Genomic DNA, 25156 nt, shown 5'->3' with positions numbered 1-25156 from the left:
GGTCGTCCGGGCGTCGTCGCGTCGCGCGCGTGGAACAGTCGGGTGATCCACGCACGAGGGTGCTCCGCGATGCTAGTACGGGTTGCTTTCGGGAACATCCGTACGGGCTGCCGTGGCAGGTTGGGGAGGTGATCACCGTCGAACTCGCCAAGGACCTCCGCGCAGCCGGGCTCCGCTGGAACCCCGAGACCGGGGACAGGTTCGTCATCGACAAGCCCGGGGTCGACGACGACGTGTACACCGTGTCCGAGATGACCGTCGAGCGGCACGACCACCCGTCTGGCACCATCCTCGGGTTCAACGGGACGACCGAGTGGGCGCTCGACTCGGTGACGGCGGCCGAGTCGCTGTGGTTGCCCCGCGAGGACCAGTTGCGCGAGCTGCTCGGACCGTCGTTCGTCGGGCTCACCCGGGTCGCCGCCGGGGAGCGTGTGGTGCACACGGTGACGGTCGTGCTCCGGGGCGATGACCGGTCGTTCGCTGCTGCGGACCCGGCGATCGCGTACGGGCAGGCCCTGGTGGCCTACATCACGACGGCGCTGGAGTAGCACCTGGGTGAATCCGGAATGGTGCTCGGGCGTCCCCTGGTTGTCTGGGAGCATGACCGTTCCGAACATCACACTCAACGACGGCAAGACCATCCCGCAGCTCGGCTTCGGCGTGTTCCAGATCGACCCCTCGTCGACGAAGGAAGCGACCCTGACGGCGCTCGAGGTCGGCTACCGCCACATCGACACCGCCGAGATGTACGGCAACGAGAAAGAGGTCGGCGAGGCGATCGCCGAGTCGGGCATCCCCCGGTCCGAGATCTTCGTCACGTCGAAGCTCAACAACGGCTTCCACGACCCCGCGCTCGCCCTGGAGAACGGCAAGAAGTCGGCCGACCTGCTCGGCGGCTACACCGACCTGTTCCTGATCCACTGGCCGCTCGCGACCGTCAGCGACTTCGTGCCGACGTGGAAGACGTTCGAGGAGCTCTACGCCGCCGGGACCTCGCGCTCGATCGGTGTCTCGAACTTCGAGGCGCACCACCTCCGCAAGCTCGTCGCCGAGACGACGATCACCCCGGCCGTGAACCAGATCGAGGTGCACCCCTACCTGGCACAGGAGTCGCTGCGCGCGGTCAACCGCGAACTCGGCATCGCGACGGAGGCATGGTCCCCGATCGCCCAGGGCCTGGTGCTCGACGACTCGACGATCGTCCGGATCGCGGAGTCGGTCGGCAAGAGCCCCGCGCAGGTCGTGCTCCGCTGGCACATCCAGCGCGGCGACATCGTCTTCCCGAAGTCGGTCACCCGTGCCCGCGTCGAGGAGAACTTCGCGATCTTCGACTTCGAGCTGTCCGACGAGGACATGACCGACATCACGACGCTCGACAAGGGCCACCGCACGGGGCCGGACCCCGACACGTTCGCCTACATCCCGGAGTAGTGGGGGGCCGGGCCCGGTCCTGTGGGCGGGTTCGGTCCTGTGGGCGGGCTCGGTCCTGTGGGCGGGCTCGGTAGCTGCTCGTCCTGACGACAAGTGCGCATGCGCCCGCATGCGCACTTGTCGTTTCCACGCGCAAGTCCGCCGGACGCCTGTGGACAAGCCGGGAGGCTCGCCCCGCGCCCGCCACGATGGGCGCGTGATCCCCCTCCCGGACTGCCCGATCGTGCGCGTCGACGACCGCACGCCGCCGTCCGTCGCGCGGGCCGTGCAGCGCCGTGCCGGCGCCGACCTCGTGCGGATCGGTCGCGGACTGTACGTCGACCGTGCGCAGTGGCTCGCGCTCGATGACCGGGCACGGCACCTCGTACGGGTCCGTGCCGTCCTCCCCCGGCTGCCCGGCGGCGCGGTGTTCGCCCACGAGTCCGCCCTGCTCCTGCACGGTGTCCGGCTGCTCGGTCCCGCGCCGGCCCGTGTCGTGGTCGCCGAACCGTGTCGCGCGCGCGTCGACCGCCGCTCCCCGCTCGTCGAGTCGCACCCGATGCCATCCGGTGCGCTCGAGACCGTCCGCCTCGGCCCCGAGGACGTCCCGGTGCTCGGCCTGGCGGGCGCGGCGGCCGCCACGGCACGGTCGATGCCGTTCCGTGACACGGTCGTCGTGCTCGACCAGGTGCTCCGCCGAGGGGTCCCCCGCGACGAGATCGCCGCGGCCCTGGCACCAGGGTCCCGACGCGGCGCGGCCCGGGCGCACGCCGCGCTCGACTTCGCCGATCACCGGTCGGACTCGGTCGGCGAGTCGCTCGCCCGGGTCGTCCTCCACGAGAGCGGAGCCCCGCGGCCGCAGCTGCAGCACGAGTTCCGCTCCCCCGATGGCCTCCGCGCCCTCGTCGACTTCTGGTTCCCGGACCAGGGCGTCGTCGTCGAGTACGACGGCGCCGTGAAGTACCGCGATGCACGGACGCGCGACGGCCGCTCCCCGGAGCAGGTCGTCATCGCCGAGAAGACCCGCGAGGACTGGATCCGCGCGCTCCCCGAGGTCCGAGCCGTGCGTCGGCTGACCTCGCACGACCTGCGCTCGGTGCCGTTCGTGGCGGCGACCCTCCGCGCCGCCGGGGTCCCGACGACCCACTGACGCGCCCGCGAGTCGCCCGCGGCCCGTTGCCCGTTGCCCGTTGCTGCGCGCGGTCCCGACGAGTGCACGCGCGCCCGTATGTGCACTCGTCGTCAGGACGAGCACCTCCGCTGGCGAGCGGGCTCGTCAGACCCGACGGGACGCCGTGACGGTGAACTTGTCCGTGCGGACGACCTGACGGGTCGGTCCGACGACCTTCTCCAGCACCGGCCGGTACCGCAGGTGCGAGTTCCAGACACACCACAGTTCGCCGCCGGACTGGAGGATCGTGGCCGCGTTCCGGAACATCGCCTCGGCCGCGTCCGTGCTCACGGTGGTGTCCGCGTGGAACGGCGGGTTGCAGAGGACCAGCTGGGCGGACCCCTCGTCGAGCTCGTCGCCGGCGTCGCTCCGGACGGTGGTGACGCGGTCGCCGACGCCGTTGCGGTCGGCGGTCGCGCGGGTGCTCGCGACCGCCGCGTGCGAGACGTCGGTCGCGACGACGCGGATCCCCGGCCGTCGCCGCGCGATCGCCGTCGCGATGACGCCGTTCCCGCAGCCGAGGTCGACGGCGACCCTGGCGGTCGGCACGGCGTCGTCCATCGCGTCGAGGAGCACCCGGGTGCCCATGTCCAGGGAGGAACGGGCGAAGACCCCGCCGTGCGCGGCGATGGACATCCCGAGTTCGTCGTTGTGCACCACGCGCGGCCAGGGCGCCGTGATGGCCGCACGGTTCGCGGCGGCGGTCAGGGGGTCCTGGGCGACGAGCAGCCGCGACTTCGCACGCCCGCGGGACGCCACGACCTCGCCGAAGGACCGTCGGAGGACGTCGTTCTGCGACAGGGTCATGAACTTCGTCCGGCCGCCGCAGAGCAGCACGACGTCCGGTGCGGCGAAGCGTGCGACGGCCCTGGCGATCTCGTCGAGGCGGTCCAGGGACTTCGTCAGGCGGAGCAGCACGAGCCGGGCGTCCCGGAACGCGTCCTCGAGGGAGTCCGGGTGGTGGAACCCCCGGTGCCCGAACGTGCCGGCGTTCGCCTGCAGGGCACGCTGCGACACGAGCGAGTCCTGCACGACGCGGACGTTCGTGGCCCCGTGGACCGCGATCACGCCGATCGTGAGGACGCCGCGCTGGTCGTCCACGATCGCGACCGCTCCTGGCTGCCGCAGCGCGTCGCCGTGCACGTGCGGCGCCTCGTCGAGGATGAAGCGGTCGGTGCCGTCGATCGCGAGCAGGTCGGGCCCGTCGTCGTCGGGCGTCCGTCGGAAGAGGTCGGCGAAGTCGAACGCGGGCACCGGTGCAGCGTAGTCGGTCGGGCTCTCGACGGGCGCGGAACCGGTCATCGTGTGATGTGGGCATCCCCGTCCGACTCGTGGACGGTCGCCCCGCTGAACGTGTTCCCGCTGACCACGAAGCGGTTGCTCCGATCGCCGAACCGCAACCCGACGCGCACTCGTGGCTCCGTCCGGTCCACCCGGTTGCCCGTGATCCTGCCGTCGTTCGCGGCGGACCGGACGTCGATGGCGACCGCGTCGCCGGAGACACCGGTGATCCGGTTCCCGCGCACCGTGAGGGCGGCGTTCGAGTGCTCGACCGCGATCGCGTCGTCGACGCTCGACACGATGGTGTTGTCCGCGACGGTGAGCCCGCGCGTCAGCTTCACCAGGATCCCGCCCGCGTCGGTGCCGCCGGCCCCGGTGACGGTGTTGCCCGTGACGGACCCCGTTGCCCGCGGTGCAGTCGACCCGACCGTGGTACCTGCCCCACTGACGACGATCCCCGACCCGGCAGCCAGGGCACCGGTCCGGGTGACGCGGTTGCCGGCGATCACGAGGCCGGTCGGTGCGACGTCCGTGGTGCCACGGTCGGTCGCCGACTTGCTCGGGACCGCCGCGATCCCGACCCGGCATCCGCTGACGACGTTGTCCCGGATCTCGATCCGGTCACCCGCGTGGGTGTCGATCCCCTCCCACGCCGGGACGCCGCTGACGCGGTTGCGCAGCACCCGGACGCCCGACGACCGCCGGGTGACCGCGGTGCCGGCCGTGGCGTCCCTGGTCACCGTGATGCCGTAGGAGTTCACCTCGTCCGCACGCTGTCGGACGTCCGAGACCACGCTGTCCTGTACCACGGAGTCCGTCACACCGAGCAGGAGCACCCCCGCGTACCCCACCCTGGCGACGGACACGCGCTCGACGACGACGCGGTCCGCGTACTCCACGTGGACGCCGTCGCGCGGGACGTCGCGCAGGTGTCCGCCCGAGATCCGGACGTCGGACAGGGGCGTCGATCGCTTGCCGCGCACGGTGATCGCGTTCGACCGGCCGCCGCTGGGAGCCCCGACCCCGGTGATCTCCGGTGCGACGATCCGGACGTCGGACGCACGCACGACGACGGCGTCCTGGTCCGCGGTCATCCGGATCGCCCCCGCGCCGGTGAACCGGATCGTGACAGCGTGCACGACCGTCAGCGACGTCGATCGTTCGACCGGCTCGCTGATGGTCAGCGTCCCGCCGACCGGGAGCGCGTCGAGCGAGGCCTGCAGCGCATCCGGAGCACCCGTCTCCCCGTCCGCACTCCCACCGCGGCCCCACGTCGCGACCACCACGGCAGCGACGACACCGACGACACCGGCGGCGGCGCCGATGACGACGGAACGACGCGTCGGGGGCTGTGGTCCATCCATCGCGACCCTCTTTCCTCGGATATCAGAATACTCGCGCACACAGCCCGGGGAAGGGCATACACAAATGGGCGATATTGCGGGAATAAGCGCATTTGTGAATGTCGTATTTTGTACCCACGACGTCACCTGTATCTGATATCTTCCGTGTCACTCCTCAATTCGACAGAAAGGGCAGCAATGCCGAAGTCGCAATGCACGGGCCGGACGAAACGGACCCTCGGTGCGAGCGTGCTCGTACTCACCACGGTGACCGCGAGCCTCACCAGCACCAACGCCTGGGCAGCATCGACCCTCGACGACGCCCAGGTCGTCGGCCCGCTCGTGACGGAGACGTCGTCGTTCGAAGGGGCGCTCGCCTTCAGTGCACCGTCAGCGGGACGCGCCGGTCAGCCGGTCCCCGCGAACCGTGCCGCGACCCTGGCCCAGGCACGGGCTGCCGCAGCCAGCTGGTTCGTCCCCGCGGCCGGATCGACGTCGACCGTCCGTCCCCAGTCCGATCCCGGACTCTGCCTGACCGCCGAGAGCCGGTCCGTCACCAACTCGTCCCCGGTCACGCTCGAGGACTGTGTCGCCGGCGACCCGGCACAGCTCTTCACACAGGCGGCCAACACGGGATCGAACAACCCGATCGGCACCGGCATCAAGTCGACGTACAACGACGGCTACCTCGGGCTGTTCAACAAGGACGACGTGATGCGACTCCAGTCCCGGACGGTGGCCGACCGCGTCCCGACGATCGACGAGTTCGTGACCGGGTTCACCGCCCGCGTCGACGGCATCGACGTCCTCGCACGAGTGGCTCAGATCTCCGGGACGGGTACCCCCGGCGCCACCGTCCTGGTGAACGGCACCACCCCGGTGCGCGTCGGAGAGCGAGGGACCTGGTCGACCTCGGTGGGGTCGCTGGTGTTCGGCACGAACCGCATCACGCTCGAACAGTACGAGGGAACGCAGAAGACCGGGGACACGATGGTCACCGCGGACCTCGTGGCCGCGGCGCTGACGTTCGACGCCACCTTCCCGCCGTCCATCGACGCGCCGGTACGCGCATCCGGCCGGGCCCAGCCGGGCGCCGAGGTGCGCCTGTTCGGGCCGGACGACCGTCAGATCGGGTCGACCGTCCGAGCGAACGCCGTCACCGGCGCGTGGGAGACGACGATCCCCGCGCCCGATGCCGGCGGCTCCTACGCCGTGACCGCAGCCCAGTTCCTCAACGAACTCCGTGACTCGGTGCACGACGTCACCAAGGGGGTCGACTACGGCGCCGCGGTGACGGTGACCACGCCCGCGGACGGGTCCGTCCAGCCCGGCGGGTCGCTGCGCATGGAGGGTCGCGGCGAGGCGAACTCGCGCATCGAGGTGCGCGACACGAGCAACGGTGACGCGGTGGTCGGCCGGAGCCAGGACGGGGTGCTCCCGAACGGACGATGGACCGTCGACACCGACGCCCTCGACCGCTCGGAGCACGTGCTCCGCGTCGTGCAGTACTCGAAGGGCGCGAACACCACCATCGCCGAGGTGACGGTCAACCCCGGCTCGACGAGCAAGCTCGCGCCCATCACCCTGGAGCAGCCGGACACCGTCACGCCCGGCGTGACGAACACGTTCACCGGCAAGGGCGAGCCGGATGCCTCGTACGAGGTGCTCAACGTGTCGGACACCCCGGTCGTGCCGGGCACGCTGCGGGTCGACCCCGACGGCAACTGGACCTTCGACCGGGTGATCTCCGCCGATGCCCGTGAGTTCCGCTTCAAGATCCGGCAGACCAAGGACGGCATCACCGAGACGTCGGAGCTGTTCGTGCTCCCCGCGAACGAGGGCTTCGCACCCGTGACACTCGACACCCGCACGGTCCGTCCCGGTGAGGTCAACACCTTCACGGGCACCGGCCCGAAGGGCGCCACGTTCGAGGTGCTCAACGCGTCTGGGAACTCCATCGTGCCGGGCCGCTTCGAGATCGGTGACGACGGCGCGTGGTCCTTCGACCGGATCGTGTCCGCTGGTCAGCGCGACTTCAAGTTCAAGCTGCACATCACGATCAACGGGGCCAGCTACACGACACCCCTGTTCACCGTGTCGGCGAACACCCGCTGACACGGACCGACCGGCGGGGCAGCCGATCCGACGTCGGCTGCCCCGCCGCCCCCTCCTCTTCGCCCTCTCCTGGAAGGAAGCCATGACCAAGCACCACCGCGCCGGAGCGCCGGCAGCCGTCCTCGTCGCACTGCTCACCGCCGGTGCCCTCACCGCCGGGGCGTCCCCGGCGACGGCGGCCAGCCCGGATCCCCACCCCGGCGCGGACCAGGGCGCTCGGTCGACCATCACCCCGTACGGCTCGTTCGGGGCACCGCGCAACGTCCGGGTCTCAGCGCGCGAGAACGGCATGTACATCTACGCGACCCCGGTGTGCAGCGGATGGCGGTCCTGCCGATCATGGGTCCGGATCCCGGCGTTCGGCATCGATCGCAAGGACGTCGACACGACCAACGGCATCCTGGTGCCGTGGCCGTCGAGCTGGCGCGAGGGGGAGACGATCTCGTCCGGGTACGTGCACTCGTACGGGCGTGACGTCTTCGGGTACGGCTGGTACAGCACCGCGACCACCTCGCTCGGGTCGATCACGCGCCCGTACGCGGTCCGGCCGATCACCGCGCGCGTGACGAGTCAGGACGACGGCGCGCGATCCGCGTCGGTCACCGGGACCGCGACCCCGAACGCGTCCATCCGCCGGAACGGCACCGTCGTGGCGACCGCGAACACGAACGGAGCGTGGAGCGCCGTCATCCGCGGGCTCGACGAGGGCAGGAACACCCTCACGTTCCAGCAGTACGTCGACAACACCTACCAGGACCAGACCTCCGTGGACGTGGTCTTCGCCCCCAGGCAGCTCCTGACGGGGATCAACGGCACGACGACCACACTGCCCGCAGGTTCGACCACCACGGTGTTCGGCCAGCTCCGTGCGGCAGCGGAGATCACGACCCCCGGGGCCGACGCCACGGTGACGTTCACCGCACCGGCCGGCACCACCTTCCCGAGCGACCTGACGACGGTCCGGGGCCAGCAGCGTCCGGTAACGGGTGGTGACTGGACGGACTTCCCCGCGGACAACCTCGTCGACGGTTCGGTCTCGGCCGACGGTCGATCGGTGGTCTTCCGGTGGGCGCCGGGCAACGCCGGCTGGAAGCTCACCGCGGGGCAAGAGGTCCGGTTCGGTGTCCCGGTGCAGAACCCGGGGAACGCCGCCGGCACCGGCGAGCTGCGGATGTCCGTCACCGGCTCGGCGCCGCAGGGATCGCTCGCAGCGTCCGCGACGACGCCCGTGCGGATCGAGGCCGGCACGCTCTCCCCCGTCACCCGCACCGGCCCCGACACGGTCGCTCCCGGGACGACGAACACCTTCACCGGGACCGCGACCCCCGGAGCGACGTACCAGGTCGTGGACGCCGCGGGCGAGGTCATCGTCCCCGGCGGCCCGTTCGACGTCGACGACCGCGGCGACTGGTCGTTCACCGCCGAGGTCCCGGCCGGAGCCACGGACTACGCGTTCGCGATCCGGCAGACCGCGTTCGGCCAGACCGAGACGTCGCAGCTCTTCCGGGTGCCCGCCGACACCCGGAACTGACAGGGCGACCGGGGACCCGCATGAACCACTTCGTCGTCGCACGAGCCCTCCTCTCCGGATGGTGGATCGTGCTCGCCGTCTCGATCGCCGGCGGCGGTGTCGCGCTCGTGGTGACGAGCACGACACCGCCCACGTTCCGCGCGTCGACGTCGTACTACGTCTCCGTAGCGGGGCAAGAGAGCGCCTCCGCTGGTGAGATCGCCCAGGGGTCCACCGCCGCGCAGCAGAAGATCAAGTCGTACACGGTGCTGGCGTCGTCGCCGCGCGTCCTCGAGCAGGTGATCGCCGCGCTGCGGCTCGACACGACACCCGCGGCGCTCGGACGCCGTGTGACCTCGGTGGTGAGCACCGGGACGGTGATCATCGAGATCTCGGTCACCGACGGCGACGCCCGGGCCGCCGCGCGCATCGCCGCAGCAACGGGTCGGGTCCTCGCCGAGGTCGTCTCCGAGATCGAGCCGAGGACCACTTCCGGCGAACCGTCCGTCCGTCTCGAACGCGTGTCGGAGGCATCGGTCCCGACCGCACCGATCGCCCCGAGGACATCCGTGGACCTCGCGCTCGGGTTCGCCGCCGGACTGGCATTCGGAACCGGGCTCGCCCTCCTCCGCGCCGCTGCCGACACGCGCGTCCGGTCCGCAGAGGACATCGACGCCGACGTCCCGCTGATCGGCGAGATCGGCATGGACCCGGAGGCCTCCCGGCAGCCGCTGATCGCCCGCGACGAGGGTACGACCACCCGGGCGGAGGCGTTCCGCAGCCTCCGCACCAACCTGCAGTTCCTGCGGACCGGCGGGGTGTCCACGATCGCCGTCACGAGCCCGCGTCCTGCCGAGGGCAAGACCACCACGACGCTGAACCTCGCGATCGCCCTGGCCCAGAGCGACGTCCGCACCGTGGTCGTCGACGCGGACCTCCGACGCCCGAACGTCGCGAGCACCCTGGACCTCGAAGGTGCCGTCGGCCTCACCGACCTGCTCGTCGGCCGTGCCGAACTCGACGACGTCCTGCAGGAATGGGGGTTCGACGCGTTCAGCGTGCTCCCCGCGGGGACGATCCCGCCGAACCCGAGCGAACTCATCGGCTCGGCGGCGATGGAACAGGTCATCGCGGACCTCACCGAGCGGTTCGACGTCGTGCTCGTGGACACACCGCCGGTCCTGGCGGTGACCGACGCAGCGCTCGTCAGCACACTCGTCTCCACCACACTCCTCGTCGCTGCCGCCGGTCAGACCAAGCGCTCGGACGTCCGGCTCGCGGTCACCGCGCTGACCCGCGTCGGCGAGCGGGTCGACGGCGTCGTCCTGACGAAGTCGCGACGACCGGTGGCCGACGGCTACTACGCACGCCCCGGTACCACCACGTCCGCGCCGATCGCCCTGAGGAGCACTTCGTGAAGCGCGCGCTCGATGCGATCGGGGCGGCGCTCTCCCTCATCGGCCTGTCCCCACTGCTCATCGGGCTCGCGGTGCTCGTCGCGGTGCGCCTCGGCCGCCCCGTGCTCTTCCGCCAGGACCGGCCCGGACTGCACGGCACGACGTTCACCATCGTCAAGTTCCGCACCATGCTCGAACCGGCAGCAGTCGACGGCACGGTCGACGACGCCGATCGCCTCACCCCCTTCGGTCGCTGGCTCCGCTCGACGAGCCTCGACGAGCTGCCGAGCCTCTGGAACGTGCTCGTCGGCGAGATGAGCTTCGTGGGGCCGCGACCGAGCCTCTGCCGATACCTCGACCTCTACACACCCGAGCAGCACCGGCGGCACGACGTCCGCCCCGGCCTCACGGGGCTCGCGCAGGTCCGGGGTCGCAACGCGCTGCCGTGGCCGGAGCGGCTGCGTTCGGACCTCGAGTACGTGGACACCAGGTCGCTCGCCCTCGACGCCCGCATCCTGCTGCGGACGATCGGGGTCGTGCTCCGCCGCGAGGGCATCACGACGCCGGGTCACGCGACGAGCGAGGCGTTCACCGGGACGAGCACGTGATGCCCGGACAACGCGTCGTGTGGATCGTCAACCACTACGCCCACCACCACGAACGCGACGGTCGCGCCACTCGTCACCAGCTGCTCGCGGAGCACCTCGGCGACCACGGCTGGCGCACCGTCGTCGTCGCCGCCGGCACCGACCACCCCACCGGACGAGCACACATGCGACGAGGCCGCCTCCGCGAGCGATGGGCGGGCGCCGGCTACGAGTTCTGCTGGCTCCGCGGCGTCGACCACCGCGGAGCCGGGCTCCGGCGCACCACCAGGCGTCTCGCCGACATCGTGTCCTTCACGGTCCTGCTCCTCGTCCCCGGCACGCTCCGTGGGCTTCCCCGACCGGACGTCGTGGTCGGGAGCTCGTTCCACCCGCTCGCCGCCTGGGCCGCGTCGCTCCTGGCCGGCCGGTTCCGCGTGCCGTTCGTGTTCGAGCCCCGCGACCTGTGGCCGGAGTCCGCGATCGGGCTCGCCGGGCTCGCCGAACGCCATCCGCTCGTCCGGGTGCTCCGGTCGGTCGAACGGCGCACCGTCGACCGTGCGGCGCACCTCGTGTCGCCCCTCGACGGCGTCGGCAGGTACTACGCCGAGCGCGGCCAGCCCCGGCCGTTCACGTGGGTACCGAACGGCGTGCAGACCGACGAGACCGGCGCCGGCGCCGACGAGACCAGCACAGCCGACGAGACCAGCACCGCCGACGAGACCAGCACAGCCGACGCGCCCGGCGCCGATGGGTCCGCTCCGTTCACGATCGCGTACATCGGGTCGATGGGCCCGGCGAACGCCCTCGAGACCCTCCTCGACGCTTTCGTCCTCGCAGCGGGCCGTGCCCACGCCGCCGGCGGACCGCAGCTCCGACTCCGCATGGTCGGGGACGGCGCCGACGTGGGCGCACTCCGGGAACGCGTGTCGAGCCTCCCGTCTGCCCCGGACGTGATCTGGGACGGACGCGTGCCGCAGGACCAGGCCCGCCGTATCGGCCAGCAGGCCGACTGCCTCGCCGTCACGATGCATGACCTGCCGCTCTACCGGTACGGGGTCTCGATGAACAAGCAGTACGAGTACATGCTCACCGGTCGGCCGCTGCTGGTCGCCGCTCCGGTGCCACTGGCGCCGGTCGCCGCGGCGCGTTGCGGGCTGCAGGTCGCCCCGGACGACCCGGCCGCGCTCGCGGAGGGCATGCTGGCGCTCGCCGCCATGCCGGCTCCGGACCGCGACGCCATGGGCGCGCGCGGTCGCGCGCACGTCCTCCGCGACAACGACTACCGGGCGCTCGCCGCCCGGTACGCCGGCGCGCTCGACGCCGCGGCGAGCGCCGCATGACGCCGGACATCGTGCACGTCTCGAGCGCCCATCCGTGGGTGGACAACCGCGTGCACCTCCGCGAAGCCGCTGCGGCGGCGGATGCCGGGTACCGCGTGCGGTTGATCGCGGTCGACTGCGCACTCGACGCTCCGCCCACCGCCGTGGAGGTCGTCCGGATCCCGCGCCGGTGCCGTCTCCGACGCATGCTCGTCTCCACGACGCAGGCACTCCTGCTGGCGCTGCGGTCGCGGGCGCGGCTCGTCCACCTCCACGATCCGGAACTCATCTGGACCATCCCCGTGCTCCGCGCCGCCGGCCGGATCGTGGTGTACGACGCGCACGAGGACCTGCCCGACCAGATCTGGGGCAAGGACTACTTGTCGTACCGGCAGCGGGCGGTCCTCTCGGCCCTGTCGCACGGCTTGCTCCGGCTCGCCGGCACCGCGGACCGCGTCGTCACGGCGACCGAGTGGACCGGCCGCCGGTTCCCGGCAGCGCGGCGGATCGCGATCCACAACTACCCGTTGCGGCGCGCGGCCGACGATGCGCAGACCGGACTGGAGGCTCGGCCCACCGTGGTCGCGCACGTCGGCGTCCTGAGTCACGACCGTGGGATCGACGTGGTCGCGGCCGTCCCCGGCCAGCCGGACTTCCCGCCGGGCTGGCGGATCGAGCTCGTGGGGGCGATCGACGCCGCCACGGACACGACGGCGCTCCGTGACGCCGAGTCGAGCGGCCGGCTCCGCCACGGCGGGGTCGTCGGCCCGATGCAGGCGCGCGACCTGCTGCTCGGCGCACGGATCGGCGTCATCCCCTTCCGGCGGACGCCCGTCACGGACCAGATCTTCCCGACGAAGCTGTTCGAGTACCTCGCAGCGGGCCTCGCGGTGATCGCGACGGACACCCCGCTGTTGCGGATGCTGCTCGATGGCTCGGACTGCGTCACCTTCGTGCCGCCGGACGACCCCGCCGCGATCGCCGGTGCCGTGCGCCGCTACGCCGAGGATCCGGGCCTGCTGCTCCGGCACGGCGCGGAGGCACGGCGAGCGGCGCAGCGGTTCCGGTGGCACCGTGAGGCTGCTCGCCTCGTCGCGATGTACGACGAGCTCCTGCCGTGCGTGCGCCGCTGACGGCGGCAGAGCGATCGCTCCTCGTCGCGCTGCTCCGCCGAGTGGTCGTGGTGTGCGCCACGGTCGCGGTGCTCGGCGTCACGACCGACTGGATCGCGGCGAACCTGGTGGCGCCGCTGTTCTCGTACAGCGGGTTCACGCACGTCGACGCACCGTGGCAGCTCCGGGTGGTGGTGACCGCCCTGACCGCGGCCGTCGCCCTGGCGATGCCCGCCGTCGTGCGCAGGCCGTCGCACGTGGTGCTCTGGACGATCTTCGTGGTGTGCGTCGCGCCGACCATGCTGATGAGCCCCTCGACCGGGTACCTGCCGACCGACACCGCCCTCGCACTGAGCGCCGGGGTCGGGGTGTCGTTCGCGCTGGTCTGCATCGCGACGCCGAGAGCACCGGCCGCACCGGCGGTGAGCGGCGTCGACCGGATCCCGCTCGGGGCGCGTGGCATCGACCGCGGGGCGCTGACCTGGACGGTGTGCGGCGTGTACTCGGCGGCCACCTACGGCGTGATGGTCGCGACCGTCGGGCTGCAGGTCCGCTTCCTCGCGCTCGACGACATCTACGACGTGCGCGCCGAGTACGCAGCGGACGTCGGCACGGGCGGGACGCTCGGCTACCTGCTCACCGGGCAGGCGTACGTGATCAACCCGCTCGTGCTCGCCCGCGGACTCGCACGACGGCGGCCGAGCCTGGTCGCCGCCGCGGTCGTCGGGCAGTTCCTGCTGTACTCGAGCACCGGGTTCAAGGCCGTCCTGTTCTCGTTCGTCGCCGTGCTCGGCATGGCCGTCCTCTTCCGGCGTCGGTCCGCGCGCGGATCGGCCCCGCTCCTGGTCGCACCGATCGTCATCATGATCGTGTCCGCCGTCGCCGACGAGGTCCAGGGCGGGATCACGTGGACGTCGGTGTTCACGCGACGGTTCATGCTCACGCCTGGGCTCCTCAGTTCGGTGTACGTGCAGTACTTCTCGGACAACCCCGTCGCCGAGTACGGGTACTCGTTCCTCCGGGCCTGGGTGGACTACCCGTACGACCTGCCGCCACCGAAGCGCATCGCGGACTTCCTCGTGCCGGGGTCGACGGGCTACGCGAACGCCAACCTGTTCGCCGACGGGTTCGCGAACCTCGGGTGGGCGGGCATCCCGGTGGCGGCGGCAGCGCTGCTGCTGTGGCTCCGCGGGCTCGACCTCGCTGCCCGGGGACTGCCGCTCCGGGTGGCGGCGATGGCGGTCGTGATGCCGAGCATCATGCTGAGCAACACCTCGATCTTCACGGCGATGCTCTCGCACGGGCTGCTCGTCGGGACGATCGTGCTCGCGATCGCCCCGCGGAGCGGGTGGGACCGCACGGACGGGACCGCCCGCGCCACCGAGGCCGGCCGCGCGGACGGGGTCGGGCGCGCGGACGGGGTCGGGCGCGCGGACGGGGTCGGGCGCGCGGACGGGGTCGGGCGCGCGCACGGGGCCACCGGGGCCGCGCCGGTCGGGCGCCAGGACGTCGCTCCGCCGGTGGCGCCTCACTCCTCTCGGTAGCGTGTCACCGCCCCGGCCGTCGCCACGACGGGCGTCGTCGTGGCCCGCCAGTCGTTCGCGACCAGCACCACGTCGTTGTCGGCCTGCCGGCACTGCACGCCGTACACCGGCGGCGCGGTCGCACCAGCGGTGTAGCGGTTGTCGAGCAGGACGACCGTGTTCGCCGTCGCCCGGACGTCGACGGCGACCGACGTGGCGGTCCCCTGCGGTCGGAGGCCGGCCACCACGTTGCCGATCAGCGTGAGGTCCTCGTTGGAGTGGTAGAGCGAGACACCCCGACGGACACCGTCGGTACACCGGTTGTGCGCGAGCACGACGCCGCGGGTCAGGTAGACGAGGATCCCCGCGTCACGATCACCGTCGCCGTACCCGGTCACGGTGTTCCGGAGCACGATCCCGGTCGCGCGCTCCGCGGCCGACCCCACGGTCTCGCCCGCACCACGCACGATGATGCCCGAGCCCGGCCCCTGCGTCGAGCGGGAGACGACGTTGTCGACCACCGAGCAGTCCAGCGGCGCGTACTTCGTCGCCGACGCGTCGGATTCGTCCTTCGACGGCACCACGGCGATGCCGACCCGGCAGTCCTCGACACGGTTCCGGACGATCGCGATCGACGAGCCGCCGTGTGTGTCGATGCCCTCCCAGTACGGGACGCCCGAGACGTGGTTGTCGGCGATCAGGATCCGGCTGCTCCGCGGGGAGTCGTCGAGCCCGGTCGTCGTGGCGCGGACCGCCTCGATGCCGTACGAGTTCGGGTACGGCGCCGGCTGGGTCACACGACGGATGCGGTTCCCGGTGACGGAACCCCGGACGCACGAGAACATGAGCACCCCGGCGTACCCGACGTCCGCGATGTCGCAGTCGTCGACCACGAAGCCCTCGCAGTGTTCGAGCAGGACACCGTCGTGCGGGAACCCGTGGACACGTGCACGCGTGACGCGCACGTCCCGCAGGGGCGCCTTCGCCGTGCCCGTCGCGCGGACGCCCCGACCGAGCCCCGAGTGCTCCGCGCCGGGACCGTCGAGCACGGCGTCGACGACGCGCACCAGGCTCGACCGGATGTGCACGAGGTCGATGTCCCGGTCCGTGGCAACGGATCCCCCGGCGAACCGGAGCGTCAGCGGCTGGTCCACGACCAGTGGTTCCGCGAGCGTCCACCGACGCGTCACGTCGACGACGGCGTGCGGGTGGGCCTGGTCGAGGACGTCCTGCAGCCGTGTCGCGTCGATGTCCGAGGCGGACCGTGACGCCGACGTCGGCGCGGGCGGCACGGACGCAGCCCGGGCGGAGAGCGGGCGTCCGATCAACACCGCGCCGGGAGCCGCTGCCGCGCCGAACAGCGCCGCGCGACGGGTCAGGGTACGGGCGACGTCATCGATGCGCATCGTCGGACCCCGTCCGTCCGTCGCACCGGTCCGTGCACGGGTGCGAGTCGGTCAGTCGCGGACGGACCGGGTCGCCGCGACCACCAGCCCGAGCATCACGAGGTAGGACGCGATCATCGCGCCGGAGAGCCCCGCCAGCATCACGGGCACGGGCGCACCGAGCAGCGTCGGCACGATCACCGCACCGGACGTCAGGACCAAGCGTCCGGCATCCCAGGCGAGTTGCGAGGACTGTCGACCGAGCATCCCGAGCACTTGGCTCACCGGCGACACCGCGACCTGGAGCGCGAACGCCGGCGCCAGGATGCGCGCGTACTCGCCCGACCGTGTCCAGTCCGGCCCGAACACCGCACCGAACACCGACGGCCCAGACATCATCACGACGACGGCCGCAGCAGCCCCGAGCACCAGCAGACGACCCACGACCCGCCGGAGCGGATCTCGTACCGACGCTCCGGCTCGGATCCGGCCACCGATCGCCCCGGCGACCGTCTGCGCGACGGCGTCCGCGAGCATCCCGACCGGTGAGCCGAGGACCCGCATCGTCAGGGCCACCAGTCCCGCCGCCGCACTGCCGTGTGCCGCGGCGATGAGCAGCCCCGGTGCCTGCTGCCCGACCACGTTGAGCATGGAGGACCACGGGGTGAACCAGAGGAAGCGTCGGTGCACCGACAGCGCGGCCCGGACGGAGCACGGTGACGGGCTGGCTCGGAGCGACGCCGGACGGAACATCCCGACCAGTGCCGCGAGTCGCCCGGCAGCCAGTCCACCGGCGAGCCCGAGGGCTCCGGTCGAGGCCATCACGAGGTTCCACACGGTCTGCCCGACCCCCTGGCACACGTTCCGGATCGCGATCGAGCCGTGACGCTGGCCCCGGGCGAGCACTGCGGTTGCCACCCGGTGGAGTCCGACGGCCCCGGTCGTGACCGGGACGATCCACCAGAGGTCGGCGAACGTCGGCGCCGAGAACTGCGCAGCGAGCGCATCGCGTGCGAGCCAGGTGGCCACTGCCGTCACACCGCTGACGAACGCCGTCGAGACGATGCCGATCAGCACGAGAGCGTGCATCGTGGCGTCCTGCGCCACGGGGAGTGCGCGATCGGTCCCCATGGTCGCTCCCGCGCCGAGCACGGAAGCGATCGCGGTGACGACGGCGAGCACGCCGAAGTCCGTCGGGGCGTACAGCCGGGTCAACAGCGGCGAGACGGCGACGACCAGGCCCTGGCCGAGCAGCGTCCCGAACAGGATCGTGAGGATCGCCCGCGTGGGTCGGGGTCGGCGCACGGTACCCGCCGTTCGTGAGGTGCAAGGGCCAGTGTACGGTCACTTGGATACTACATTCCAGTCGGCGTCCGACGAATCGGGAAGGTACCCGTCGAACGGTGCAGCACCGCAGAGCCGTCGGTAGACCCGGAGCAGCTCGGGCGCTTCGTGGTCCCACCGGAAGCGCGCGTCGACCAGCGCACGGCCGGCGCGCCCGTGTGCGTCGAGCAGATCGGGATCGGCGGCGTACCGCTGCAGCGCCCGGACCACGGCGTCCGGATCTCCCGCGGGCACCCAGGTCACGCACTCGATGTCGTCCAGGAGTTCCCGCCAGTACGGGACGTCCGTCGCGATCACCGCGAGGCCGGCAGCCAGGTACTCGAAGAGCTTGGTGGGGATGGACGACGCGTAGGCGACGGTCGGCAGCAGGGGCAGCAGACCGACCCGCGCGGTCTGCAGCAGGTCCCGTGCCCGATCCGGCGGGAGCACACCCCGGTGGTCGATCCGACCGGTGCCGCAGAGGGCATCGAACGCGCGGCGATCCACCGCCCCGTCGATCGGGCCGGCAGTGCGCACTCGCCACCCCGACGGCAGCGCCGGCGACCCGGCGACGCCGCTGACGACGCCGATGCCGCGGTCATGACTCAGTGCCCCGAGGTACACCGCGATCGGCGGACGTCCGGACGCATCAGCCAGGGTGGCGTCCGACGCCCGGAGCACCGGCAGGTTCTGCACGACCGTCGTGCGGGCAGCCGGGAACCGCAACGCGATGGTCGGGGTCGCGGCGACGACGGCGTCCGCGTGGGCGGCCAACCGGACGACGCCACGGGCGATCGGGACAGCGACCCTGCGGATCCGCCCGAGGTACTCCTTGCCGGCGACCTGCGCCGGCAGGTCCTCGTGCGCGTCGTACACGACGCGGCGCCGCGCGAGGCGGAGGAGCGGGACGGCCCACGCCAGCTCCGGATCGTGCAGGTGGACGACGTGTGCCCGAGACGACAACGCGGCGAGTACCGCCTGGACGGTCGAGACGACCAGGCGTCTGACCCGCCCGCGCCGCGGAAGGCGTCGGACCCACACGCCGCTCCGCTCGTCCGGGCGATCCCAGTCGGCCGGAGCCCGCTCGGCGCTTCCACCGCCGGTGTCGACCGCCACGAGCGCGGTCCGGTACCCGGCGTGTGCCGCGGTCGTGGCCGCCCGGGTGTGGATCCGGTTGTCGGTCCAGGGGTGTGCGCTCGAGACGTGGACGATGTCGAACGGGCGAGGGCGGGAGTGCATGCTGCGACGCTAGGTGCCTCCGCGCGCAGATCACCAGTTCTTCACATGTCGCATTCCATCACGGGCGGTGCGCGGGGCGAACCGGAGGAGCGCCGATCGACCCGACCGTCGTCGACGGCCATCGCGCCGTGTCGATGACCCGCCGCCCGTCCAGCAGTGTGCGCACGCCGGGGAACGAGTCCTCGCCGAGCGTCGCGTACTCCGCGTGGTCCGCCTGCACGATCACCGCCTCCACCGGCGCGCCCGCCATGTGCGGGACCAGCCCGAGTCCGACCAGCTCGGCGTCCGTGTACAGCGGGTCGGACACGGACGCGAGGGCACCCCGCGCGCGCAGGGCCGCGACCGTGCCGAACACCCCCGAGAAGGCCGTCTCCTGCACACCCCCGCGGTACGACGCCCCCAGCACGACCACCCGTTCACCGGCGAGGTCACCGTGCAACCGTTCCAGCACGTCGACGGCATGCTCGGGCATCGCCGCGTTGCGCCGGCGAGCGGTCGACACGACCGAGGCATCCGGGTCGTTCCAGAGGTAGAGCTGCGGGTACACCGGGATGCAGTGCCCACCGACCGCGATGCCGGGGCGGTGCAGATGGCTGTACGGCTGCGAGTTGCACGCGTCGATCACGACGTCGACGTCGATGCCGTTCCGTCCCGCGAACACCGCGAACTCGTTCGCCAGGGCGATGTTGACGTCGCGGTACGTGGTCTCCGCGAGCTTGGCGAGCTCGGCCGCCTCTGCGGTCCCGAGGTCCCAGACGCCGTTCGGACGCCTGAGGTCCGGCCGGTCGTCGAACTGCAGCACGCGCTCGTAGAACGCCCGAGCCCGGTCCGCGCCGCGCGCCGACAGCCCGCCGACGAGCTTCGGGTACCGACGGAGGTCCGCGAACACCCGGCCGGTCAGGACTCGTTCCGGCGAGAAGACGACGTCGAAGTCGTCCCCCTGCACCAGCCCGGACGCGGCCTCGAGGCGAGGCACCCACCGGTGCCGCGTCGTGCCGACCGGCAGTGTGGTCTCGTAGGCGACGAGGGTCCCCGGCGCGAGTGCGCGGCCGACCGACTCGGTCGCCGCGTCCATCGCCCGGAAGTCCGGCTCGCCGTCCCCCGTGACGACGAGCGGGACGACGACCACCACGACCTCGGCGTCCTCGATCGCGGATGCCGGGTCACACGTCGCCCGCAACGCCCCCGTCTCGACCACGGCCGTCAGGGCTTCGCTCAGACCATGCTCGCCCGGGAACGGCTCGCGCCCCGCGTTCACGGCGCCGACGACCCGCTGGTCGACGTCCAGGCCGGTCACCCGCACCCCCGAGGACGCGTACTGCACCGCCAGCGGCAGGCCGATCTTGCCGAGCCCGACCACGGCGACCCTCATGCCGTCACCTCGACGGTCGTGCGGGTCCGGGCGGACTCGAGCACCGCTTCGGCGATCCGGACGATCCCGAGCCCCTCGCGGAGCGACACGATGTCCGTCGGCTTCCCGAGCACGGCGTCTCGGAACGCCTCATGCTCGACGACGAGCGGCTCGCGCTTCTGGATCGCGAACCGCGTGCTCGGCCCCTCAGCGACGCCGCGGAAGGCAGCCACCTGGTCCCACCCGGTCGTGACGGTGCCGTTCTCGTGGAAGGTCAGGTCAGCACTCACCGTGTCCGCGACGAACGTGCCGTGCTCACCGGTGACCACGACGACGCGCTCCTTGAACGGCGTCAGCCAGTTCACCAGGTGGGTCGTCAGGGTGCCGTCCTCCAGCTCGCCCGTCACCGTGACCAGGTCCTCGTGGGGACGCCCGCTCCTGCGGCACGCCAACGCGGCGAGCCGGGCGAAGGGCGACCGCGCGAGCCACGTCGTGACGTCGATGTCGTGCGTCGCGAGGTCCTTGACCACGCCCACGTCCGCGATGCGCGCCGGGAACGGGCCCTGCCGTCGCGTCGCGATCTGGTAGACCTCCCCGAGCTGCCCGCCGTCGAGCCGCCTGCGCAGCTCCTGCAGTGCGGGGTTGTAGCGCTCGACGTGGCCGACCGCGCCGACGAGTCCTGCGCTCGCGAACGCGGCGACCAGTCGGGCCGCGCCGGCGGCGGACGAGGCGACCGGCTTCTCGATCAGCGCGTGTACGCCCGCTTCCGCGAGCCGGATGGCGACGGGTTCGTGGGCGGCGGTCGGCACCGCGACGACCGCGGCATCCAGCCCGAGGTCGAGCAACTGCGCCACGGAGGCGACGACCGGCGCCCCGCCGGCGGCTCCGTGCACGTCACCGAGCGCGTCGGCCGCGCCCACGAGCTCGACACCGCCCAGGTCGCGCAGGACCCTGGCGTGGTGCCGGCCCATCATGCCGAGGCCGACGACGCCGACGCGCAGCGACCGCGTCACCGGGAACCCCCGGCGGCGGCGAGCGCGTTCACGGCGGCCACGATCCGGTCGAGCTCCCGGAGGGTGAGCGTGGGGTAGACCGGCAGAGCGATCACCTCTGCGGCGGCACGTTCGGTCTCGTGCAGGTCGGATCCGCACACCGCGGCGTCAGCGAACGACGGCAGACGGTGCACCGGTGTCGGGTAGTAGACCCCTGCACCGATCCCGTACTCGTCGCGGAGCGCGTCCACGAAGCCGTCACGGTCGTCCGACACCCGGACGACGTACTGGTGGAACACGTGCTCCGCCTCGGCGTGCACGATCGGCGTCACGACGCCGCGGAGTTCTCCGTCGAGGTACGCCGCGTTCGCCTGCCGCTGCGCGGTCCAGGCGCGCACCTTGCGCGTCTGCACCCTGCCGATCGCGGCGTGCAGGTCGGACATCCGCGCGTTGAACCCGACGATCTCGTTCGCGTACCGCTCGGCCATCCCCTGGTTGCGGAGCAGCCGGAGCACGCGCTCCGACGACGGTGACGCGGTCGCGACCATGCCGCCTTCCGCCGCCGTCATGTTCTTGGTCGGGTAGAGGCTGAACGCTCCGGCATCCCCGAAGGTCCCGACGGGCCGGCCGGCCCACCGTGCGCCGTGCGCCTGCGCGGCGTCCTCGACCACCAGCAGGTCGTGCTCCCTGGCGACGGCGGCGATCGCCGTCATGTCAGCGGGGTGTCCGTAGAGGTGGACGGGGACGATCGCCCGCGTCCGCGCGGTCACCGCACGCAGCATCGCCGTCGGCGCGATGCAGAACGAGTCCGGATCGACGTCCACGAAGACGGGTGTCGCGCCGACGAGCCGGACCGCGTTGGCCGTGGCCGCGAACGTGAACGACGGCACGAGGACCTCGTCCCCCCGTCCGACGCCGAGCGCGATGAGTGCCAGGTGCAGTGCGGCAGTGCCGCTGTTCACCGCGACCACCGGCCGCCCGTCGAGGAGCGTGGTGCTGAACTCCCGCTCGAACGCCGCGACCTCGGGGCCCTGGGTCAGACGACCGCTCGCGAGGACGGCGTCGACGGCGCGGCGCTCCTCGACGCCGATGAGCGGCCGTGCGGCCGGGATCACGTCCACCGTCTCGACGCTCATCGCAGCAGTCCGACCACGTCACCGTGGACCGTGTACCGCTCACCGGTCCGCGGGCACACCAGGGCGCCTGTGCCCTCGACCAACCGGACACCGCTGCGGCCGACCCAACCGATCCGTCGCGCGGGCACCCCCGCAACCAGTGCGTGGTCCGGGACGTCCCTCGTGACCACGGCGCCGGCTGCGATCATCGCCCATCGCCCGATCCGGACCGGGGCGACGCACACCGCCCCCGCGCCGATCGACGCACCGTCGTCGATCACGACCGCGGATGCCTGCCAGTCCCCTCCGGACTTGACCGTGCCGTCGGGGAGGACCGCTCGCGGCACCGTGTCGTTCGTCAACACCACGCCGGGGCCGACGAACACCCCGTCGCCGAGGGCCGCAGGACCGTAGACCAGGGCGGCGTTCTGGATCTTGCACCGGACACCGATGCGGACGCCGCGCCCGATCGTGACGCCACGACCGACGCTCGACTCCGCACCGACGACCGCGTCCGCCTCGACGTGACTGCCGTCCCAGACCCGGACGCCCGGGCCGATCGAGGCGGTGGGCGCTATCGCCGCGGCTCGTGACGCCGTCGGACCCCGTCCCGGTTGGTGTTCGCACATGTGCATGTCCCCGCTCCCCGACGGCCCCTGCCGTCGTGGGAAGCGTATCGGGAACCAGTACTTCAGTACCAGATTTTTGTATTTTGCATACGGAACGCTTCGCACTGCACGTCGGCCCGGGGCGTTCGTCGTGGTCGGGCGCTCAGATCCCGGTCAGCGCGGCCCGCGGTAGAGCACGATCTGGGTGTTCCGCTGCGGCCGTGCACCGGCGCGCAGGGAGACCGCGGCTCCCGTCGTGGTGGCCGCGAACACCCGGGCACCCGGCCGGTTGATGAGCTGGTCGGCCAGGGCCGTCTCGAGCTCACGCACCCGGTCGCGCAGTTCCTCGTTCTCGTTCTCGAGCTCGAGCACCCGCCGGATCCCCTCCAGCGACACCCCCTCGGAACCGAGTCGCGCGATCTCGCGCAGCTGCGCGATGTCGCGCATCGAGTACCGGCGGGACCCGCCTCGGGTCCGCCCCGGCACGACCAGGCCGAGCCGGTCGTACTGCCGCAGCGTCTGCGGGTGCATCTCCGCCAGTTCCGCCGCGACCGCGATCGCGAAGACAGGCGAGTTCTCGTCCATGTCGGTCATCGAGCGCTCCTTCCGTCGTCCGCGTGGTCTGCAAACAGCCTGGAGGCTCGGCGAGCGTCCGTCAGGAAGCCGCGCCGAGCCTCCAGGCTGGGTCTACTGCATTTCCGGCGGGCAGCTAGCTGCGCGCCTTGGCGAGGAGGTCCTCGCGGGGGTTCTCGTCCGGCAGGGCCGCCGCGAGTGCCTCGACCGCTTCCTTCGCCTTGTCCGACAGGTGCGACGGCACCGCCACCTGGACGGTGGCGAGCAGGTCGCCCGTCCCGTTCTTGGTCGCGACGCCTCGCCCCTTGACGCGCAGGACACGACCGGAGGGTGTGCCTGGTGCGACCCGGAGCTTGACGGGGTCACCGCCGAGGGTGGGCACCTGGATGGTCGCGCCGAGCGCTGCCTCCACGAACGTCACGGGGACGTCCAGGCGCAGGTTCTGCCCGTCGCGCTCGAACACCGGGTGCTTGCGGACGTGCACGGTCACCACGAGGTCACCGGACTCGCCGCCGTCGGGCGAGGGTTCACCGCGGCCGCGGAGCCGGATCTTCTGGCCGTCCGCGACCCCCGCTGGGATCCGGACGTTGACCGGACGGCCGTTGCCCTGCGACAGCTTGACGGTGTCGCCGGCGATGGCCGTCGTGAAGTCAAGCGTCGTCGTCGCGGTGACGTCGCGCCCCTTCGTCGGACCACCGAAGCCGCGGTAGCCGCCGGAGGGCTGTCCGAAGCCGCCCCCGGCACCGCCGCCGAACATGCCGCCGAGGATGTCCTCGAAGCCGCCACCGCCACCCTGGCCGAAGCGGACACGCTGTCCGCCGCCGCCTTGCTGTCCGAACATGCCTCCGAAGACGTCCTCGAAGCCGCCACCCTGGCCTCCGCCGCCCGCCGTGAAGCGAGCGCCGGAGCCCATGGCGCGGACCTGGTCGTACTCGGCACGCTGCTCCTTGTCGGAGAGCACCGAGTACGCCTCGCTGATCTCCTTGAAGCGGTTCTCGGCCGCGGTGTCACCCGGGTTGGAGTCCGGGTGGAACTGCCGCGCGAGCTTCCGGTAGGTCTTCTTCAATTCGGCTTCGGACGCGTCCTTGGACACGCCGAGGACCTTGTAGAAGTCCTTGTCGAACCAGTCCTGACTGGCCACGGATACCTACCTTCCTGCCCGGATCAGGCCGGGACCGCCACCGCGACCTTGGCCGCACGGAGGACCCGCTCACCGAGCTTGTAGCCCGGCTCGACGACGTCCGCCACGGTCTGGCCGGTGGCACCCGGTGTCGGGAGCTGCACGATCGCCTCGTGGATGGTCGGGTCGAAGGCTTCACCCTTCTCACCGATCTGCTCCAGCTTGAACTTGCCGAAGCCGCCACGGATCTTCTGCGCGATGACCAGCATCGGACCTTCGGCGAGGTCGCCGTGTGCCTCGGCGCGGGTCAGGTCGTCGAGCGCCGGCAGGAGTGCGCGCACCACCTCGGCGATCGCGACCTCTCGGTTCGCCTCTCGGTCGCGCTCGACGCGCTTCCGGAAGTTCACGAGCTCGGCCTGCGCCCGGAGCATGTCCGCCCGCATCTCGGCGACGAGGTCACGGTCGGCCGTGGACAGCTTGTCCTCGGCCATGCCGCGGGCCGCGTCGGCGAGCAGCGCTTCGTCCTCGGGGCTGAGGTCGTTCGCCGCGTCGGTGGACACCTCGACATCGGGGCCTTCGGCCTCGATCAGGTCCTCGGGCTCCGCCGCGTTCGTGGCGTCGCCCTCGACCTGGGGCTCCTCGTTGTTCTCGACGTTGTCGTCGTTCGTGGAGTCCGTCATCG

22 protein-coding genes are annotated in these 25156 nt (G+C 71.9%); 10 read left to right on the top strand and 12 right to left on the bottom strand.

Annotated features, from left to right (window positions below):
• Positions 1 to 128: 128 nt before the first annotated feature.
• From QK288_RS05460 to QK288_RS05450, 3 genes are all read left to right on the top strand, one after another.
• Positions 129 to 548: a pilus assembly protein CpaE gene (locus QK288_RS05460; protein WP_281266792.1), complete on the top strand. Its 420-nt coding sequence runs from the start codon at positions 129 to 131 to the stop codon at positions 546 to 548.
• A gap of 52 nt (positions 549 to 600) precedes the next feature.
• Positions 601 to 1431: an aldo/keto reductase gene (locus tag QK288_RS05455; protein WP_281266791.1), complete on the top strand. Its 831-nt coding sequence runs from the start codon at positions 601 to 603 to the stop codon at positions 1429 to 1431.
• 196 nt (positions 1432 to 1627) lie between these two features.
• Positions 1628 to 2560 (top strand): hypothetical protein, encoded by a 933-nt coding sequence (locus QK288_RS05450; RefSeq protein ID WP_281266790.1) that lies wholly within the window; start codon positions 1628 to 1630, stop codon positions 2558 to 2560.
• Between the two features lie 126 nt (positions 2561 to 2686).
• Here the strand turns inward: QK288_RS05450 and QK288_RS05445 are convergent, their stop codons facing one another.
• Entirely contained in the window at positions 2687 to 3835 is a 1149-nt protein-coding gene (locus QK288_RS05445) for a class I SAM-dependent methyltransferase (protein ID WP_281266789.1), read from the bottom strand.
• Positions 3836 to 3879: 44 nt separating this feature from the next.
• The gene (locus QK288_RS05440) at positions 3880 to 5226 is read right to left on the bottom strand and encodes a right-handed parallel beta-helix repeat-containing protein (RefSeq protein WP_281266788.1); all 1347 of its coding nucleotides are present in this window, start codon (positions 5224 to 5226) and stop codon (positions 3880 to 3882) included.
• A gap of 228 nt (positions 5227 to 5454) precedes the next feature.
• Here QK288_RS05440 and QK288_RS05435 point away from each other — a divergent pair, with 228 nt between their 5' ends.
• From QK288_RS05435 to QK288_RS05405, 7 genes are all read left to right on the top strand, one after another.
• Positions 5455 to 7320: a hypothetical protein gene (locus tag QK288_RS05435; protein WP_281266787.1), complete on the top strand. Its 1866-nt coding sequence runs from the start codon at positions 5455 to 5457 to the stop codon at positions 7318 to 7320.
• An 82-nt stretch (positions 7321 to 7402) separates the two neighbouring features.
• Entirely contained in the window at positions 7403 to 8851 is a 1449-nt protein-coding gene (locus tag QK288_RS05430; RefSeq protein WP_281266786.1) for a hypothetical protein, read from the top strand.
• A 20-nt stretch (positions 8852 to 8871) separates the two neighbouring features.
• Positions 8872 to 10248: a polysaccharide biosynthesis tyrosine autokinase gene (locus QK288_RS05425; RefSeq protein ID WP_281266785.1), complete on the top strand. Its 1377-nt coding sequence runs from the start codon at positions 8872 to 8874 to the stop codon at positions 10246 to 10248.
• Complete coding sequence (locus tag QK288_RS05420; protein ID WP_281266784.1) at positions 10245 to 10835, top strand: sugar transferase; 591 nt, start codon at positions 10245 to 10247, stop codon at positions 10833 to 10835. The genes QK288_RS05425 and QK288_RS05420 overlap by 4 nt, the downstream gene beginning before the upstream one ends.
• On the top strand, positions 10835 to 12154 hold the full coding sequence (locus tag QK288_RS05415; protein WP_281266783.1) for a glycosyltransferase family 4 protein: 1320 nt from the start codon (positions 10835 to 10837) through the stop codon (positions 12152 to 12154). The genes QK288_RS05420 and QK288_RS05415 overlap by 1 nt, the downstream gene beginning before the upstream one ends.
• Entirely contained in the window at positions 12151 to 13266 is a 1116-nt protein-coding gene (locus tag QK288_RS05410; RefSeq protein WP_281266782.1) for a glycosyltransferase family 4 protein, read from the top strand. Before QK288_RS05415 ends, QK288_RS05410 begins: the two co-directional genes overlap by 4 nt.
• Complete coding sequence (locus QK288_RS05405; protein WP_281266781.1) at positions 13251 to 14789, top strand: hypothetical protein; 1539 nt, start codon at positions 13251 to 13253, stop codon at positions 14787 to 14789. The genes QK288_RS05410 and QK288_RS05405 overlap by 16 nt, the downstream gene beginning before the upstream one ends.
• Here QK288_RS05405 and QK288_RS05400 read toward each other — a convergent pair.
• From QK288_RS05400 to QK288_RS05355, 10 genes are all read right to left on the bottom strand, one after another.
• Entirely contained in the window at positions 14774 to 16174 is a 1401-nt protein-coding gene (locus QK288_RS05400) for a right-handed parallel beta-helix repeat-containing protein (RefSeq protein ID WP_281266780.1), read from the bottom strand. The two genes, QK288_RS05405 and QK288_RS05400, sit on opposite strands and share 16 nt — an antisense overlap.
• 51 nt (positions 16175 to 16225) lie before the next feature.
• On the bottom strand, positions 16226 to 17458 hold the full coding sequence (locus tag QK288_RS05395) for an oligosaccharide flippase family protein (protein WP_281266779.1): 1233 nt from the start codon (positions 17456 to 17458) through the stop codon (positions 16226 to 16228).
• A 39-nt stretch (positions 17459 to 17497) separates the two neighbouring features.
• Positions 17498 to 18715 carry a glycosyltransferase gene (locus tag QK288_RS05390; protein ID WP_281266778.1) on the bottom strand — a complete coding sequence of 406 codons (1218 nt, stop codon included), beginning with the start codon at positions 18713 to 18715 and terminating at the stop codon, positions 17498 to 17500.
• A gap of 58 nt (positions 18716 to 18773) precedes the next feature.
• Positions 18774 to 20087: a nucleotide sugar dehydrogenase gene (locus QK288_RS05385; RefSeq protein WP_281266777.1), complete on the bottom strand. Its 1314-nt coding sequence runs from the start codon at positions 20085 to 20087 to the stop codon at positions 18774 to 18776.
• Positions 20084 to 21079 carry a Gfo/Idh/MocA family oxidoreductase gene (locus QK288_RS05380; protein WP_281266776.1) on the bottom strand — a complete coding sequence of 332 codons (996 nt, stop codon included), beginning with the start codon at positions 21077 to 21079 and terminating at the stop codon, positions 20084 to 20086. The genes QK288_RS05385 and QK288_RS05380 overlap by 4 nt, the downstream gene beginning before the upstream one ends.
• Complete coding sequence (locus QK288_RS05375; protein ID WP_281266775.1) at positions 21076 to 22194, bottom strand: DegT/DnrJ/EryC1/StrS family aminotransferase; 1119 nt, start codon at positions 22192 to 22194, stop codon at positions 21076 to 21078. The genes QK288_RS05380 and QK288_RS05375 overlap by 4 nt, the downstream gene beginning before the upstream one ends.
• On the bottom strand, positions 22191 to 22802 hold the full coding sequence (locus tag QK288_RS05370; RefSeq protein WP_281266774.1) for an acyltransferase: 612 nt from the start codon (positions 22800 to 22802) through the stop codon (positions 22191 to 22193). The genes QK288_RS05375 and QK288_RS05370 overlap by 4 nt, the downstream gene beginning before the upstream one ends.
• Positions 22803 to 22955: 153 nt before the next feature.
• A complete protein-coding gene (locus QK288_RS05365; RefSeq protein ID WP_281267663.1) occupies positions 22956 to 23366 on the bottom strand; it encodes a MerR family transcriptional regulator in 411 nt (136 codons plus the stop codon).
• 124 nt (positions 23367 to 23490) lie between these two features.
• Positions 23491 to 24495 (bottom strand): DnaJ C-terminal domain-containing protein, encoded by a 1005-nt coding sequence (locus QK288_RS05360; protein ID WP_281266773.1) that lies wholly within the window; start codon positions 24493 to 24495, stop codon positions 23491 to 23493.
• A 23-nt stretch (positions 24496 to 24518) separates the two neighbouring features.
• Positions 24519 to 25154: a nucleotide exchange factor GrpE gene (locus tag QK288_RS05355; RefSeq protein ID WP_281266772.1), complete on the bottom strand. Its 636-nt coding sequence runs from the start codon at positions 25152 to 25154 to the stop codon at positions 24519 to 24521.
• Positions 25155 to 25156: the final 2 nt, after the last annotated feature.

The organism is Curtobacterium sp. 9128, assembly GCF_900086645.1.
In the GTDB taxonomy this organism is placed as follows: Bacteria; Actinomycetota; Actinomycetes; order Actinomycetales; family Microbacteriaceae; genus Curtobacterium.
This window is presented reverse-complemented; position numbering and strand designations above follow the sequence as displayed.

Excerpts from the sequence above, each read along its gene's own strand:
- QK288_RS05430 (WP_281266786.1), top strand. The coding sequence starts at position 7,403 with ATGACCAAGCACCACCGCGCCGGAGCGCCGGCAGCCGTCCTCGTCGCA.
- QK288_RS05455 (WP_281266791.1), top strand. The coding sequence starts at position 601 with ATGACCGTTCCGAACATCACACTCAACGACGGCAAGACCATCCCGCAG.
- QK288_RS05390 (WP_281266778.1), bottom strand. The coding sequence starts at position 18,715 with ATGCACTCCCGCCCTCGCCCGTTCGACATCGTCCACGTCTCGAGCGCA.
- QK288_RS05400 (WP_281266780.1), bottom strand. The coding sequence starts at position 16,174 with ATGCGCATCGATGACGTCGCCCGTACCCTGACCCGTCGCGCGGCGCTG.
- QK288_RS05410 (WP_281266782.1), top strand. The coding sequence starts at position 12,151 with ATGACGCCGGACATCGTGCACGTCTCGAGCGCCCATCCGTGGGTGGAC.
- QK288_RS05375 (WP_281266775.1), bottom strand. The coding sequence starts at position 22,194 with ATGAGCGTCGAGACGGTGGACGTGATCCCGGCCGCACGGCCGCTCATC.
- QK288_RS05370 (WP_281266774.1), bottom strand. The coding sequence starts at position 22,802 with ATGTGCGAACACCAACCGGGACGGGGTCCGACGGCGTCACGAGCCGCG.
- QK288_RS05365 (WP_281267663.1), bottom strand. The coding sequence starts at position 23,366 with ATGGACGAGAACTCGCCTGTCTTCGCGATCGCGGTCGCGGCGGAACTG.
- QK288_RS05355 (WP_281266772.1), bottom strand. The coding sequence starts at position 25,154 with ATGACGGACTCCACGAACGACGACAACGTCGAGAACAACGAGGAGCCC.
- QK288_RS05415 (WP_281266783.1), top strand. The coding sequence starts at position 10,835 with ATGCCCGGACAACGCGTCGTGTGGATCGTCAACCACTACGCCCACCAC.
- QK288_RS05385 (WP_281266777.1), bottom strand. The coding sequence starts at position 20,087 with ATGAGGGTCGCCGTGGTCGGGCTCGGCAAGATCGGCCTGCCGCTGGCG.
- QK288_RS05425 (WP_281266785.1), top strand. The coding sequence starts at position 8,872 with ATGAACCACTTCGTCGTCGCACGAGCCCTCCTCTCCGGATGGTGGATC.
- QK288_RS05440 (WP_281266788.1), bottom strand. The coding sequence starts at position 5,226 with ATGGATGGACCACAGCCCCCGACGCGTCGTTCCGTCGTCATCGGCGCC.